General features: G+C 49.2%; 15 protein-coding genes. 6 read left to right on the top strand and 9 right to left on the bottom strand.

Features of this window, described 5'->3' with window-relative positions; translation table 11 throughout:
• Positions 1–81: 81 nt before the first annotated feature.
• Positions 82–1,551, bottom strand: a complete 1,470-nt coding sequence (locus ACYQ2L_RS08525) for a sensor histidine kinase (RefSeq protein WP_460053856.1) — start codon at positions 1,549–1,551, stop codon at positions 82–84.
• A 105-nt stretch (positions 1,552–1,656) separates the two neighbouring features.
• On the opposite strand from ACYQ2L_RS08525, the gene ACYQ2L_RS08520 reads away from it, so the two are divergent.
• Positions 1,657–2,634 (top strand): aldo/keto reductase, encoded by a 978-nt coding sequence (locus ACYQ2L_RS08520; protein WP_460053854.1) that lies wholly within the window; start codon positions 1,657–1,659, stop codon positions 2,632–2,634.
• A gap of 61 nt (positions 2,635–2,695) precedes the next feature.
• On the opposite strand, the gene ACYQ2L_RS08515 is transcribed toward ACYQ2L_RS08520, so the two are convergent.
• Positions 2,696–3,112, bottom strand: coding sequence for a hypothetical protein (locus ACYQ2L_RS08515; protein WP_460053852.1), 417 nt, complete (start codon positions 3,110–3,112; stop codon positions 2,696–2,698).
• Positions 3,113–3,317: 205 nt separating this feature from the next.
• Here ACYQ2L_RS08515 and ACYQ2L_RS08510 point away from each other — a divergent pair, with 205 nt between their 5' ends.
• Genes ACYQ2L_RS08510 through ACYQ2L_RS08500 form a run of 3 tightly spaced genes read left to right on the top strand, consistent with a single transcriptional unit; the run spans position 3,318 to position 5,607 of the window.
• Positions 3,318–4,058, top strand: a complete 741-nt coding sequence (locus ACYQ2L_RS08510) for an ABC transporter ATP-binding protein (protein WP_460053848.1) — start codon at positions 3,318–3,320, stop codon at positions 4,056–4,058.
• Positions 4,055–4,771: an ABC transporter permease gene (locus ACYQ2L_RS08505; protein ID WP_460053847.1), complete on the top strand. Its 717-nt coding sequence runs from the start codon at positions 4,055–4,057 to the stop codon at positions 4,769–4,771. Before ACYQ2L_RS08510 ends, ACYQ2L_RS08505 begins: the two co-directional genes overlap by 4 nt.
• 17 nt (positions 4,772–4,788) lie before the next feature.
• Complete coding sequence (locus ACYQ2L_RS08500) at positions 4,789–5,607, top strand: MerR family transcriptional regulator (protein WP_460053845.1); 819 nt, start codon at positions 4,789–4,791, stop codon at positions 5,605–5,607.
• Here ACYQ2L_RS08500 and ACYQ2L_RS08495 read toward each other — a convergent pair.
• The 6 genes from ACYQ2L_RS08495 to ACYQ2L_RS08470 form a co-directional block, all read right to left on the bottom strand.
• Positions 5,602–6,288 carry a phosphoribosylaminoimidazolesuccinocarboxamide synthase gene (locus ACYQ2L_RS08495; protein WP_460053844.1) on the bottom strand — a complete coding sequence of 229 codons (687 nt, stop codon included), beginning with the start codon at positions 6,286–6,288 and terminating at the stop codon, positions 5,602–5,604. The two genes, ACYQ2L_RS08500 and ACYQ2L_RS08495, sit on opposite strands and share 6 nt — an antisense overlap.
• Before the next feature lie 112 nt (positions 6,289–6,400).
• Complete coding sequence (locus ACYQ2L_RS08490; RefSeq protein WP_460053843.1) at positions 6,401–7,561, bottom strand: ABC transporter permease; 1,161 nt, start codon at positions 7,559–7,561, stop codon at positions 6,401–6,403.
• On the bottom strand, positions 7,554–8,303 hold the full coding sequence (locus ACYQ2L_RS08485) for an ABC transporter ATP-binding protein (RefSeq protein WP_460053842.1): 750 nt from the start codon (positions 8,301–8,303) through the stop codon (positions 7,554–7,556). The genes ACYQ2L_RS08490 and ACYQ2L_RS08485 overlap by 8 nt, the downstream gene beginning before the upstream one ends.
• A gap of 88 nt (positions 8,304–8,391) precedes the next feature.
• Positions 8,392–9,282, bottom strand: coding sequence for an ROK family protein (locus tag ACYQ2L_RS08480; protein ID WP_460053840.1), 891 nt, complete (start codon positions 9,280–9,282; stop codon positions 8,392–8,394).
• A gap of 56 nt (positions 9,283–9,338) precedes the next feature.
• Entirely contained in the window at positions 9,339–10,508 is a 1,170-nt protein-coding gene (locus ACYQ2L_RS08475; RefSeq protein ID WP_460053838.1) for an iron-containing alcohol dehydrogenase, read from the bottom strand.
• Positions 10,501–11,250: an SDR family NAD(P)-dependent oxidoreductase gene (locus tag ACYQ2L_RS08470; RefSeq protein WP_460053837.1), complete on the bottom strand. Its 750-nt coding sequence runs from the start codon at positions 11,248–11,250 to the stop codon at positions 10,501–10,503. The genes ACYQ2L_RS08475 and ACYQ2L_RS08470 overlap by 8 nt, the downstream gene beginning before the upstream one ends.
• Positions 11,251–11,353: 103 nt before the next feature.
• Between ACYQ2L_RS08470 and ACYQ2L_RS08465 the strand changes: the two genes are divergently transcribed.
• Positions 11,354–11,740, top strand: a complete 387-nt coding sequence (locus ACYQ2L_RS08465; protein WP_460053836.1) for a response regulator — start codon at positions 11,354–11,356, stop codon at positions 11,738–11,740.
• Positions 11,737–12,288, top strand: a complete 552-nt coding sequence (locus ACYQ2L_RS08460) for a nitroreductase family protein (protein ID WP_460053835.1) — start codon at positions 11,737–11,739, stop codon at positions 12,286–12,288. Before ACYQ2L_RS08465 ends, ACYQ2L_RS08460 begins: the two co-directional genes overlap by 4 nt.
• Here the strand turns inward: ACYQ2L_RS08460 and ACYQ2L_RS08455 are convergent.
• On the bottom strand, positions 12,278–13,255 hold the full coding sequence (locus ACYQ2L_RS08455) for an alpha/beta fold hydrolase (protein ID WP_460053834.1): 978 nt from the start codon (positions 13,253–13,255) through the stop codon (positions 12,278–12,280). The genes ACYQ2L_RS08460 and ACYQ2L_RS08455 overlap by 11 nt on opposite strands.
• Between the last annotated feature and the right edge of the window lie 52 nt (positions 13,256–13,307).

Raw genomic sequence — 13,307 nt, 5'->3', positions numbered from 1 at the left:
GTGTACTGCTATATATAACAGTTGTGGCATCATGCGTAAAGTGAAATATAATCACCGTCACATTGCATATTGGACAACGCGCTATAAAGCACACAGAATACGATAAGTCAAACCACTGTTGTAATCAACCTCAACTTTAGCTCCCAACTGTCCTTCAGCTACCGCAAATACAGTTGCAACCCCAATCCCATCGTTATCATGAAGGGATTCCACATTTGGGACCCCGACACCATTGTCACTGTATGTAATGCAGACATCATGATGATCCTGTTTCTCGATACTGACAGAAATCACGCCGGTTTCCATATCTGAAAATGCATACTTGAAGGAGTTCATAAGTAATTCGGTTATAATGATACCTAGAGGAATCGCCTTCTGCAGGGGTAAAATCAGATCATAGCCTTCGGCTGTGAAAGACACACAGGCCGACTTATTGAAGCTGACCGATACAAGATCATACATCTCTTCCATGAAAGAAAGAATGTGCATGTGACTCAGATTGCCTGACTGGTAGAGTTTGGTATGAATAAGTGACATTGTAGCTATCTGATTTTCAATCTCGAAATACAGATCTCTGACCTCCGTATTCTCACTTTCCCCGACTCTCAGGGAAATAAGAGAATTGATTGTCTGAAGGTTGTTTTTGGTTCTATGATACAGCTCCCTGATTAAAACCTCACGCTCCTGCAGTGATGCATGCAAGCGCTGCTGGCTTCCCTTCAGAACAGCATTTGTTATATGCATTTTTTCTGAAAATGAAATAAGCCCCCTGGCTGCGAAAGTGCTGAACCCCAGCATCAACATCAGGGCGATCGAAAGGTAGGGCCGGTTCAACAATGCAAGATCGGAAATAAACAGGACATCCAGCAGTAAAAAGGACAACCAGACAACAAGCGCTCCGGAAACAGACACCGTAAACAGGGTGTTATTTCTCTGCATTGCTTCAGGGGTACGTTTCCCAAGCAAAAGACGAACCAGTGGCAGCCTTAAAAGCGTCTCTGCAACAGCAGTAATGAATAAAAATATCAACGCATCCTTGATGACAAAATACAGCCTCACCTGCAATGGAATGCTTGTGACAGACTCCCTGGCCCAGAACACCGGATTCATTGAGAGCAGGAGTGGAAACACTACAAGGTAAGCTACAGCCATAAGGGGAAAAAACCAGGAAAACAGGACAAGCAGCCTGCGATACACTCTCCATCCATGAAGACTTGCATGCACAGGGGTGATTGATGCGACAGAGAAATAGAACAATGTGAGAAGGATAAAATTCAGAACATTTGCCCAGCCATTATTCTGCCAGATCAGGAAAGGAAACCAGCCACCTCCGGCAAGAGCGGATACGAGTGCATATGATTTGCCATAAGCAAGTGAAATAATTACCGGGAATATCATGACCCAGACTATGTCGACAGAGATCTCACCAAATATAAAAGTAATCGAATATCCGGAAAGGAGCAGCGACAGGAGTCCAAAAAGGATTGAGAGAACTAGCGGAAGAACTGCACGAGGTAGATGACCATCAGAACTGGAAAGGAGCTGCTTCACTTTATAACTATAGTACGGCTTTATCAGCTCTGCAACAAAAATAGTAAATAAATGCATTTAACATAAATCATTGATTATTCTCTTGTTCGGCCGTACATTATTAGTATGAAACGATTATTAGGTAGATCACAAATCGAAATCAGTGCCCTGGGTATGGGCTGCTGGGCCATTGGCGGTCCATTCTTCTCCGGTGATGAACCGCATGGCTGGGGAGAGGTTGATGATAAGGAATCTATACGAGCGATTCATGCTGCAGTGGATGCCGGTGTCAACTTCTTTGATACGGCCAACGTATATGGAGCTGGTCACAGCGAACGGGTTCTCGGCAAAGCCTTATCCGGCAAGCGCAATGACATAGTTATTGCAACCAAGTTCAATGCTGTATTCAATGAGAAGACCAGACAGGTCACCGGTTCAGACAGCAGTCCCGCTGGGATTCGTAAAGCCTGTGAGGATTCTTTACAGAGGTTAGGCACAGACTATATCGATCTGTATCAGTTCCATGACAATGGCTTTCCGGCTGAAAAAGCCGGGCCGGTACGTGACACCCTGGAAGAACTTGTAGCCGAAGGCAAAATACGAACATACGGATGGAGTACAGATTTCGCGGACAGAGCGGAATTTTTTGCCGGCGGGAAGAACTGCAGCGCAGTCCAGCTTCAGCTGAATGTCCTGTTCGATAACCCCGAGGTCATCTCGATAGCCGAAAAACACAATCTTGCAGCTATCAACAGGGGTCCACTGGCAATGGGCCTGCTCACTGCTCGATACACTGCCGATACAGAGGCGGCTGAAGATGATGTCCGCGGCAGGAAAAGCCCGGAATGGATGATGTTCTTCAAGAACGGCAAACCAAATCCCGAATTCCTTGAACGGCGCGAGGCTGTCAAGGAGATTCTATGCAGCAAGGGACGCAGCCTTGCTCAGGGATCTTTGGCATGGCTTTGGGGCCGCAGCGAAAGAACAATCCCGATCCCCGGATTCCGCACTGTTTCCCAGGTAGAGGAAAATGCAGCGGCAATGGCTTTCGGACCTCTAACGGCCCAACAGATGAGTGAGATCGACAGACTGTTGGGACGATAGTTTCAAAGATAGATATAGACCCGGCTCGGCGTATCACGCTGCGCCGGGTATTCAGGGATTTTCAGGAAATCCGTGTCCGCTGTTCAAACAAGACCCACAGTGCTGCGAAAATCACTAGATTCGGAGCGAGGTTTCCGAGCCACACAAGGATGTCAGGCTGCAGTAGATTTCCGTCCAGGACAAACCTCAATACCAGTTCCAGTGCCCAGAGTACCAGTATGATCAAGAGCAGAATCTGCATGATATTTTCTTTAATGAGACCAAAAAGACTCAGGAGCAGCAGTGAACCTGCCACAATCTGAATGACAGCGACAATAATTGTAACCGTACGCTGATTGCCGCCGAACAGTCGATTCATATCGCCCATAAAGCCACCGATTCCGCTGGTTGCCCCGGATATTGCGGCAACGCCTACCATAACAAACATAATCCCAAGGCTGAGCTGCAGCAGAAAAATACTGCTTCCATTTCTTCGCATAATAAAACTCCTCTGGTGATTCTCACAGCATTCCCGAATAAACTCATGAACTGCTGCAGGAGCTAATTATACACGATTCATGCATGATTTGCACGCCACAGCATGTGCTGACAGCAATTCAGATACCACTAAACAAATAAAAATCCTATTCCTTCTTGACCCTCCAGTCAGGGGAGACTGTAGCTTTGCATGCAAGGAGGTCTGTATGGACACAATTCTGGAGGTTCAGGGTCTGTCAAAAAGCTACGGGAGCACCCGTGCGCTTCATGATCTGAATCTTTCTATTCCCCGAGGGGAAATTTTTGGCTTGCTCGGACATAACGGAGCAGGTAAAACAACCAGCATTGAATGCATTCTGGGCACAAAAAAAGCGGATGCGGGCTCTGTAAAAATTCTCGGGATGGATCCGGCACCAAATCGAAGGGCTGTATTTGCCAGGACGGGAGTGCAGTTCCAGCAGAACGGCTTCCAGGACAAACTCAGGGTAGCAGAAGCCTGTAGAATGGCAGAGGTACTGTACCCGCAGACACAAAACTGGAAGGAACTCCTCGAACGCTTCCACCTTAATGGCAAGGAAAAATCCTGTGTAAACGATCTTTCCGGCGGGGAACGGCAGAAGCTCTGCATAGTCCTGGCCCTGATCGGAAAACCGGAACTGCTATTTCTGGATGAACTGACCAGCGGTCTGGATACGCAGGCACGGCGAGGGATCTGGCAGTATCTCAAGGAGCTACAGCAGGAAGGAGTCAGTATTGTTCTCAGTTCTCATTACATGGATGAAGTAGAGTACCTCTGTGACAGGATACTGATTCTGCAGAATGGGATCACAGCCGCTGCCGGAACCCCGGCCAGCCTGATTGCTGAACATAATACCAACCGGGAAATCAGAAACCTTGAGGACGTACTCATGTGCTATATGAATAATGACACGGAGAAAGAAAAATGAAAGCATTCGGAACTTTTTTTGCCGTTGAAGCACGCCTCGCCCTTCGTGGAGGAGACATGCTGATTTTCGGCATTATTATGCCGGTAGTAATAATGCTGCTGATGGGCAGCATTTCTGATGCGCAGGCAACTCAGACGGCCTTTGCAGGGATTGCAGGCATTGGAATTATTGCTGCTGGACTTATGGGATTACCATTGACCTTTGCAGGCTACAGACATGGAAAAATTCTCAAGCGCATGCAGGTTACTCCAGCAAGTCCCTTCCTGCTGTTTGCTGCTGCAAGTCTCGTGCAGACAATCTTCGCATGGATCAGCGGATTTCTGGTCCTTCTGATTGCAAGCCTGCTGTTTTCTGTTGAGATTCATGGAGGCATACTGCGCTACGTACTCAGCTTCCTGTTCCTGCAATGCAGTATATTCAGCATAGGATACATGGTAGCTGCACTTGTCCCTGACATTAAAACCGCCAACTGGGTCTGCACCCTGCTCTACTTTCCCATGCTGCTGTTTTCCGGGGCAACAATTCCCTATGCGATACTGCCCCGGGGGCTACAGCGTTTTGCGGAGTTCTTCCCGTTGACCCAGGGGATTCAACTGCTTCAAGGTGCCGTAGCAGGCACAGATATTACCGATGATTATTCACGGATTATTGCTCTGGCAATAATTACCGGTATATCATGTGTGCTGTCACTCATCTTTTTCCGCTGGGAATAAGCCCAAGGAGTTTGTGTATGTTCCGGATCGGACAGTTTTCCAGGTATGCCAAACTAAGCGTGAAAGCCCTCCGCTATTATGAAGCGGAGGGTCTGCTGAAACCTGCATGGATAGATCCAGCCAACAACTACCGCTATTACTCCAGTTCCCAACTCCCGGAGATGCACCGGATAAATTCACTGCGGCAGTGCGGGCTATCAATCAGTGAAATCCGGAGTATTCTGCAGAACCCCGATCAGGGGATTGAAGCGATCCTATTGAAGCGGAGGGCCGAACTCGAGCGCCAGCTACAGGAGCAGTCAGCTAAACTCAGCTCAATCCATCATTATCTGGAACTACTGGGAAAGGGAGATAATATGCAGCATCAGATTGTTGTAAAGGAACTGCCGGCAGTACTGGTCTACAGCAAGCGCATGAAGGTAGAGTCCTACAAGAGCTACTTCGAAGTTATACCCGAAATCGGAAGAAGCGTCAGTTCAGCCAATCCCGATCTCCGATGCAAGACCGATCCACCGTACTGCTTTATTATGTATCATGATGGTGCATACAGGGAACAGGATATCGATATTGAATTCTGCGAGGCAGTTGAACGCAGAGGAACAGAGACAGCGGGAATCGTGTTCAAGAATATTCCTGCCGTGAGACGGGCCGCCTGCGTACTGCATAAAGGCCCTTATGAGAGCCTGTCCGAAGCATACGCCGCTGTCTTCCAGTGGATTGAGGACAACAATCACACTGTAGCAGGACCACCCAGAGAATCGTATATTGATGGAATCTGGAATCAAGAGGACCCCCAGAACTGGCTGACAGAACTGCAGGTCCCGATTACATTATGATTCGAGCATTATCCGTTCCAGTTCGAGCGGCTCAATATACTCAGCCCCACGGTAAGCGCGCATGTTGCCGCCTGAAATCTCATCGATGAGCGCAACCTGCTTGCTGGAGCCGATACGGCCGAATTCGAACTTAATGTCATAGAGATCAAGACCTCGAGCAGCGAGTTCGTCACGCACAATTGCTCCTATTCTGCGCGTCATATCTGTCAACTCTGCATATTCACTGCGGTTCATTATTCCAAGAAGTTCAAGTGCTTCATCGGTAATCAGGGGATCATTTCTGTCATCATCCTTCAAGGTGACTTCGACATACGCATCCAGCGCCTGACCTTCGCTGCAGTATTTTCCGTACCGACGGAGAAAGCTTCCCACAGCCCGGTATCGGAGAATCACTTCTACTCCCTGGCCGAAGAGTTCAGCCGGATGTACTGTCATTTCCGAGCTGTCTATATCAGCCGAAATAAAATGCGTCGGAATACCTGCCTCGTTGATTTTTTCATAGAAAAACCGGGTAAGCCGAAGGCCGGCCCTGCCAGCCCCTTCTATACTGAGACCAACGGTATTCGCCCCCGGATCAAATACCCCGTCTGCGCCGGTTACGTCGTCCTTGAACCGCAATAAGTATGTACCATCGGCCTGATGGTACACATCCTTGGTTTTTCCTGTGTATAATAGTTTCATATCTCTCCCCTTTCGCCGGGAGTGTAGCACAGGTTTCATCCAGTTTTCTACGGAGCCAACTTTATCATCCAGAAGAAAAGCTCAACCCGGATTTACCGGGCTGAGGCCAGAATCAGGCGCCGGTATTCAGCACCCGTTCGGAATTATACAAGCGTGAGGTAGCGTAAACCAGTACAGCCAGGGCGGCCGTATTTGCTCCGACCGTAACCAGAAGCTGCAGCAGGGTGTACTGACTGGTGATAATACCCTTGAGCATAAAGATAAGGTTAATAAGGGGAATACCAAACAGAGCGAGATTACTGGTAGCGTCCAGGTTCATGGTTACTACACCGGCCAGGATCACCACGATATACATTGGTGAAATGTATCCTGAAGCCTCTTTCATGTTCCGACTGAGACTTCCAAGCAGAACTATCAGTGCAGCCGAAACGCCGCCAGCAGTCAGAACGGTCAGAAGCAGGCTTATCACACCACCGAGGTTGAACATTGCCATTCCAGCACCCATCTCGGGTGCACCGAACATGGCAGGATTAAACCTGACAGCCAGAATAATCCCCACAGCAGAACTGATAGAACTGATCATGGCTGAAGCTACCAGGAAAAATATCTTTCCAAGAGCGATCGATGATCGACTGACCTGGTTAACCAGCAGTATGGCAAAGCCCCCGCGTTCTTTCTCGCCGGCGGTAATATTCATACCCATTGCCATGGATCCAGCGAAAATATAGATAAGCAGGAGGTACGGCAGCATCATTGCCAGGAAGCTCGATCCCTGGGCTTCCGGGGGTGCCACATCTATGCGCTGAAGACTGATGCTCTCAAGTTCACCTGGCTGTACACCTGCCTGAGTCAAACGCTCTGAAGCTATCTGCTGATTGTATTCCCGAACTGCAGCCTCTACCCGCTGGGCAGCCATGCTGAACGGAGTGCTGGTTGAATCAGCATAAACCTCAACTATGGCCTGATCCCCGGGACTGTAGCCGCGGGGGAATGCAACCGTAAGCGTTTCCCGGTTATAGCCCTCATCTACCAGATCAAACAACAGATACTGGTCCATGATCTGTTCGAAATCTGTGCCTGGACTGTTCACCAGGTGAATTGGATATACCCGTTCCTGGGCTTCTGTAATCTGACGGCTGGTGAAGAATTCAATCCCTATGAACAAAACCGGCATGAGCAGCAATGGAAGAACATAGTTTGAAAAAATTGCCCGCTTGTCCTTGAAGACATTCCTGAATTCCTTTGAAAAGATTATATATGCGTCCCTAAGCATCTTGTAGTACCCCTTTCTCCTGTGCGATATAGAAGAACACATCTTCAAGCGATGCTTGATTATAGCGTTCCTTGAGCTCCTGCTGGGTTCCCTCGGCAGCAAGCTCCCCATCAAGAATAATCCCTACCTGATCACAGAGTTTTTCAGCTTCTGACATTATGTGCGTCGAGACAATAACTGTCTTTCCTTGATCACGATAATCCCTGAGAAAATCAACAACAGTCTTGGCTGCCAGAATATCAAGCCCGTTGGTTGGCTCATCGAAAATTATTACCTGGGGATCATGAATCAGACTGACTGCAATAGATGCTTTCTGGCACATTCCTGTGGAGAGTTTTTCAACCGGCTTGTCCAGAAAATCATTCATATCCAGATATCCTGATATTTTCTCGAGGCGCTCCCGGATGACCGCATCCTCGAGATGATTCAGATGCCCGAAAAAGGTAACGATTTCACGGGGACTGAGATTTCCGGTCAGTTTCATATCGCTTGTCAGAAACCCGATTCGGTCTCTGACCTTTCTGGGATCCTGGCGGACATCAATGCCGTCGACCGTCACTGTACCCTGATCAGCCTTGAGCAGGGTTGCGATTATTCTCAGGCAGGTCGTCTTGCCTGCCCCGTTGGGACCGAGCAGACCGAATATCTTCCCGGATTCAGCGGTAAAGCTGACATTTTTAACTGCTTCCTTGCGTGTTTTTTTGACTTTAAAAGCTTTATGTAGATTTTCTACTTGTATCATTACAGCTCCTTTCATAGTTCTGTACATAGTACCGCAGAGAGGAGGAATTATTCATGGCAGGTGAGAAATTTTCAGTTATTTGACCGCTTCATGCCCCGGCGGCAAGCAACCCCAGAGCAAAGGCGCCCATTACCCCGGATTTATCTCCAAGGCCTGTGGGGATTATGTAGCGGTCAATGTTCACCGTCACTGCCGGGTGCGGAACATAGCCGTTGAGCAGCTCGGGCACACGGCTACGCACCCGGTCAAGAAGATGCTGCTGGGCCATTACCCCTCCCCCGAGGATTATTTTCTGCGGCGAGAGAATACAGATATAGCTGCTGAGTGCTGTTGCGATATAGTCGGCAACAATATCCCAGCTTTCATGATCCTCGGGAATATCCTTGCCGGGCAGTCCGGTTCGGGCTTCCAGGGCAGGACCGCTGACCAGCCCCTCAAGACAGTCTCCATGATAGGGGCAGACCCCGGAAAATCCTTTGTCAGCCGCCGGTCGGGGCAGGAAAATATGACCAACTTCAGGGTGTGTCAAACCGTGAAGAGGTTTACCATGTATAAGCACCCCTCCTCCGACACCGGTTCCTATTGTTATATATAGCAGAACATCGCAGTCCTTTCCTGCACCCCAGAGATATTCCCCGAGGGCTGCTCCGTTTACATCGGTATCAAAGCCAATCGGACAGGAGAAATGCTGCTTCAGCATGCCGAGGACATCGACATCACGCCAGCCGGGTTTGGGAGTTGCTGTTATGTAGCCGTAGCGGCTTGAATCAGGGTCCGGATCGAGGGGGCCGAAGCAGCCGACTCCGAGCGAGCTGATGCGGCCATGCTTCTCTTCCATCTTCCGGAAAAAATCCACGGCTTTCGCTATTGTTTCTTCGGGCCTGCCGGTTGGAAAACGAATTTCATCTATAATTGTCTGCGGTTCATGAGCAACCGCACAGACAAACTTGGTTCCACCCGCCTCGATTCCTGCCAGCATGCTGCCCTCCTTCTGAAACCGGCACCTGCAGTCGGCAGGTACCGTGAAGGTTTATCTTAGCGTGCCAGTCTATAGATCTGCAAGACATCTTCCTGTGAAAGTTTGACAAAGTTTCCGAGTGTACGGCTGTTCCCGGCAGTTGCCTTGGAGGCCATTTCTTCGAGCCTGTCATCACCGACTTCCAGATCCGATAAGCGTAACGGCATGCCTATTGATTCAGAAAAGCGGCGCAAGGCAGCTATCCCGGCACGAACAGTCCGTTCAGGATTGAAGTAATCCTGTTCTACTCCCCAGACCTCAACCGACCAGCGGACAAAACGCTGTATGTCATGCTTGAATACATACTCCATCCATGCCGGAAATATAACAGCCAGACCAGCCCCATGTATAACATCATAGATCCCCGAGACCTCGTGCTCGATTTGATGGGATGCCCAGTCACCGGTACGACCGACATCCAGAGAATTATTGTGGGCAATCTGGCCGGTCAGCATAAGCTCGGACCACAGATCATAGTCTTCCGGATTTTGTAGAACCCTGGGTGTTACAGAAACAAGGGTTCTCATAGCAGCTTCAAGCAGCTGATCAGTAAGTTCAACCGGATGGACATTAGTGAAGTAGCGCTCCATGAGATGCGCCAGGATGTCCGAGGCCCCGGCCGCGATATGATACGAGGGTATGGTGTAACAGAACTCAGGATTCAGGATCGAAAAAACGGGGTAGATCAGGTCTGAACCAAGGCCACGCTTCAGATCGCCATCATCATTACTGATCACACTGGCATTGCTCGACTCGCTGCCTGCGGCAGGAATGGTGAGGATAGTCGCTACAGGGAGCGCCGCCTCTGGACTTGCGGCACCGGTGTAGAAATCCCAGACCGGTCTGTCCGCCGGAACACCGACTGCTATTGCCTTCGCAGAATCGATAACACTGCCACCGCCCAGCGCAAGAATCATGTCCAGCTTGTTCTCCCGGCACAAGCCGATTCCTTCCTCCACCAGTGACAGCCGCGGATTAGGCTGAACACCGCCAAGCAGTTCGACGTGCAGACCCGCAGCTTCAAGATGACGAACAGTCTGTTCAAGCAATCCTGATTTTTTCACCCTGTCACTTCCATAATGCAGCAGTACGCGACTGCCGTGTCTGGCAGATTCTACTCCAACCTGATCTTCCATTCCTTTGCCGAAGAGTATCTTCGTTGGGTTTCTGAACACAAAATTATTCATTAATATCTCCTTTCGCATCACGCACTTTTTGCACAGCTGATTCAAGATCCATGTCACTGAAATTCTGGGCGGGCAATAATCTGCCGCTTATTCCGTCTTCCAGAAAGGCTCCGAGGACAACACCGGGTAAGGCTGATTCTACGGAATTCGGTGCAAGCTCCCCACCAAGATCAGTCCTGCACCAACCAGGATCTGTCAGATTGATCATTACATCGCTTCCCTGCACCATACTCGCCAGATCGGTAGTTAACTTATCCAATGCCGCCTTGCTGGCTGAATATCCTGCCTGCTGTGGTTGATTCTGTATTCCACTGGTAGTGTTCACTATTCGCCCGAAGCCGCGCTTCATCATTTCCGGAAGAAAGGAATAGCAGATCATTGCTGGCGCAATGGTATTGATCATGAAACTGTCGGTAAAATCTGTAACCGGTGTGGAGGCCCAGTCTGTCCGGTATGCGATCTGTACTGCAGCGTTATTGAAAATAATGTCTACATGTCCAATCTCTGTCTTGATCTTCTCGAGCATCTGCTGAACTGATGCCGGATCAGACAATTCTGCTGATACGGAAAAAGCCTCTACACCGAGATCACGAACTTCCCGGAGCACCGCCTCTGTATGCAATGCATCACGGCTATGAAGAACCAGTTTACATCCCTTTGCGGCCATAAAAAGGGCTGTCAGATATCCGACACCTCTGCTTGCTCCTGTGACAAGAGCCCATCTGTCTTTTACGTTTGTCATAGCCTATATCATAAGACCTCGAGTTAACTCTAAGTCAAGCAGTACTTTTTACAGTGTACAAATGCATGAGAGTCCGATAGGCTGTAAGGAGGAATCAACACAGATGTATAAGATATTAATAGTCGACGACGAGGACGCGGTTCGGGATTCTATTCAGGAGACCCTTAAAAGTGAAGGTTATCTCTGTTATGAAGCAAACAACGGATACCAGGCCCTGAAGATATGCGCTGATGAGCAATTCAATCTGATCCTGAGCGATGTCGTCATGCCGGACATGGAAGGAATTGAATTCCTGCGCATACTGCGTGACAAGCAGATTAAAACACCGGTGATTCTTATGTCTGGCCACTCAGTAGGTGTACAGTTCCTGAAAAGCGCCAGACTGCTGGGAGCCTCAGGGGAACTATCGAAACCATTTTCAAAATCTGAATTACTGATGGAAATCGAAAAATACCTCCCTGAAAAAGCCACAAAAGGAGAAGGGCAATGAATACTAACAAGGACAAGGCAGAAACTATTCTGGAATCAATCCGTACCCGCCGGAGTATCCGGAAATACACCGCAGAAAAGGTGAGCAAGGAACACCTGCGATGCATTCTCGAATCAGCAATGTTCGCTCCCTCTGCTGTCAACAAACAGCCCTGGAATTTCATTGTAATTGATGAGCGAAAGACCCTCGATGCGATTCCGGCTATTCACAGCGCAGCGGCCATGGCAGCGGAAGCACCGCTGGCGATACTGGTTTGTGGCAACAGAGACCAGGCCTACAAGCCGGAGTTCATGGACCAGGATTGCTCGGCGGCAATCATGAATATTCTGCATGCTGCTCACGGGCTCGGACTCGGGGCTGTATGGTGCGGAGTTTACCCCAGCCGGGAACGCTCGGAAGGATTGTCTGAATTACTGCATATACCGAACCATATAAGCCCATTCGGCCTGGTTGTAATCGGACATCCTGCAAGCAGTCCGAAGCAGCCGGAACGCTGGAATCCTGCCATGGTACACCACAATCGCTGGGATGAGCAGTTCAGCGATTAAGATAACGGTCAGTCAGCCACGGTCTGACTATTTCAAGAAACCCCTCAGGGTCTTCCTGAAAGGCGATATGACCTATCTTTTCCATGAGATACAACTCCGAGTCCGACAGTTTTCCGTGCAGCAGGATGCTTTGCTCAGGATCGACAATTTCATCTTCCGCGCCACTAATAATAAGTACCGGCACGGATATTTTTGTATAATCCAGGCTGTCCCCACTGCTTTCTGCTTCAATACTGAACTGCCACAAAGCCTTGTCCCAATCCTTGATTTCTGACCCTCTCCGATACTGCTGGCGGATATCCTCTGTAATTACTGCTGAGTCATAAAAACTTCGTGCAAGAATGCGCTCTGACCCGGCAAGAGTCCTTCTTACTATGAACGGCCCCAACCATCGAAAAGGAGGAATAGAAAATAGCCTCCGGACGAAGGCAGGAGATCCGCCTCCCTGTACAGCTGGTGAAACAAGCAGCAGCCCTTCGATTCTGTCCGGATGACGAATGGCTGTTTGCAGGGCAACCGCGCCTCCTGCTGAATGCCCTACAAGTACTGCAGAAGAAATGCCCAGGGCATCCATTAGCTGTACTGCATATTCTGCCTGCTGAGTCCTTGAATACGGACTATGTTCTCCATAGTCCGCAGGTAAGGCTTTCTGGGAATATCCAAAAGGAGGCCGATCAAAAGCAATCACCCGAAAAAGTCCCGAAAGCTCCCCGATTACTGCATCAAAGTTGGAAGTATTGCCTCCGAAACCATGCAACAGCATCAGAACCGGATAATCAGCAGTAGTCAGTCCATGAGCCGAATCCGTATAGTGCACAAGAATTGAATCCAGTTCGAGGAAACGCGACGATGAGTCTGCCAACAGCCGGGGATTATTCAAGCTTCCCCTCAGCGAGCTGGCACACGCCGTGATCAGTGAAATTATAATAATCAGACAAAATATTCCTGAAACCTTTGCTGCTCTCATTTGGTCTCCCCATATTCCCGGATATGGCATTGCGCACATGTGATTCCTGACT

Source organism: Spirochaeta dissipatitropha, from assembly GCF_054657935.1.
This window is presented reverse-complemented; position numbering and strand designations above follow the sequence as displayed.

Coding starts and splice junctions, on each gene's coding strand:
- ACYQ2L_RS08520 (WP_460053854.1), top strand. CDS start 1,657: ATGAAACGATTATTAGGTAGATCACAAATCGAAATCAGTGCCCTGGGT.
- ACYQ2L_RS08515 (WP_460053852.1), bottom strand. CDS start 3,112: ATGCGAAGAAATGGAAGCAGTATTTTTCTGCTGCAGCTCAGCCTTGGG.
- ACYQ2L_RS08510 (WP_460053848.1), top strand. CDS start 3,318: ATGGACACAATTCTGGAGGTTCAGGGTCTGTCAAAAAGCTACGGGAGC.
- ACYQ2L_RS08505 (WP_460053847.1), top strand. CDS start 4,055: ATGAAAGCATTCGGAACTTTTTTTGCCGTTGAAGCACGCCTCGCCCTT.
- ACYQ2L_RS08500 (WP_460053845.1), top strand. CDS start 4,789: ATGTTCCGGATCGGACAGTTTTCCAGGTATGCCAAACTAAGCGTGAAA.
- ACYQ2L_RS08495 (WP_460053844.1), bottom strand. CDS start 6,288: ATGAAACTATTATACACAGGAAAAACCAAGGATGTGTACCATCAGGCC.
- ACYQ2L_RS08490 (WP_460053843.1), bottom strand. CDS start 7,561: ATGCTTAGGGACGCATATATAATCTTTTCAAAGGAATTCAGGAATGTC.
- ACYQ2L_RS08485 (WP_460053842.1), bottom strand. CDS start 8,303: ATGATACAAGTAGAAAATCTACATAAAGCTTTTAAAGTCAAAAAAACA.
- ACYQ2L_RS08480 (WP_460053840.1), bottom strand. CDS start 9,282: ATGCTGGCAGGAATCGAGGCGGGTGGAACCAAGTTTGTCTGTGCGGTT.
- ACYQ2L_RS08475 (WP_460053838.1), bottom strand. CDS start 10,508: ATGAATAATTTTGTGTTCAGAAACCCAACGAAGATACTCTTCGGCAAA.
- ACYQ2L_RS08470 (WP_460053837.1), bottom strand. CDS start 11,250: ATGACAAACGTAAAAGACAGATGGGCTCTTGTCACAGGAGCAAGCAGA.
- ACYQ2L_RS08465 (WP_460053836.1), top strand. CDS start 11,354: ATGTATAAGATATTAATAGTCGACGACGAGGACGCGGTTCGGGATTCT.
- ACYQ2L_RS08460 (WP_460053835.1), top strand. CDS start 11,737: ATGAATACTAACAAGGACAAGGCAGAAACTATTCTGGAATCAATCCGT.
- ACYQ2L_RS08455 (WP_460053834.1), bottom strand. CDS start 13,255: ATGAGAGCAGCAAAGGTTTCAGGAATATTTTGTCTGATTATTATAATT.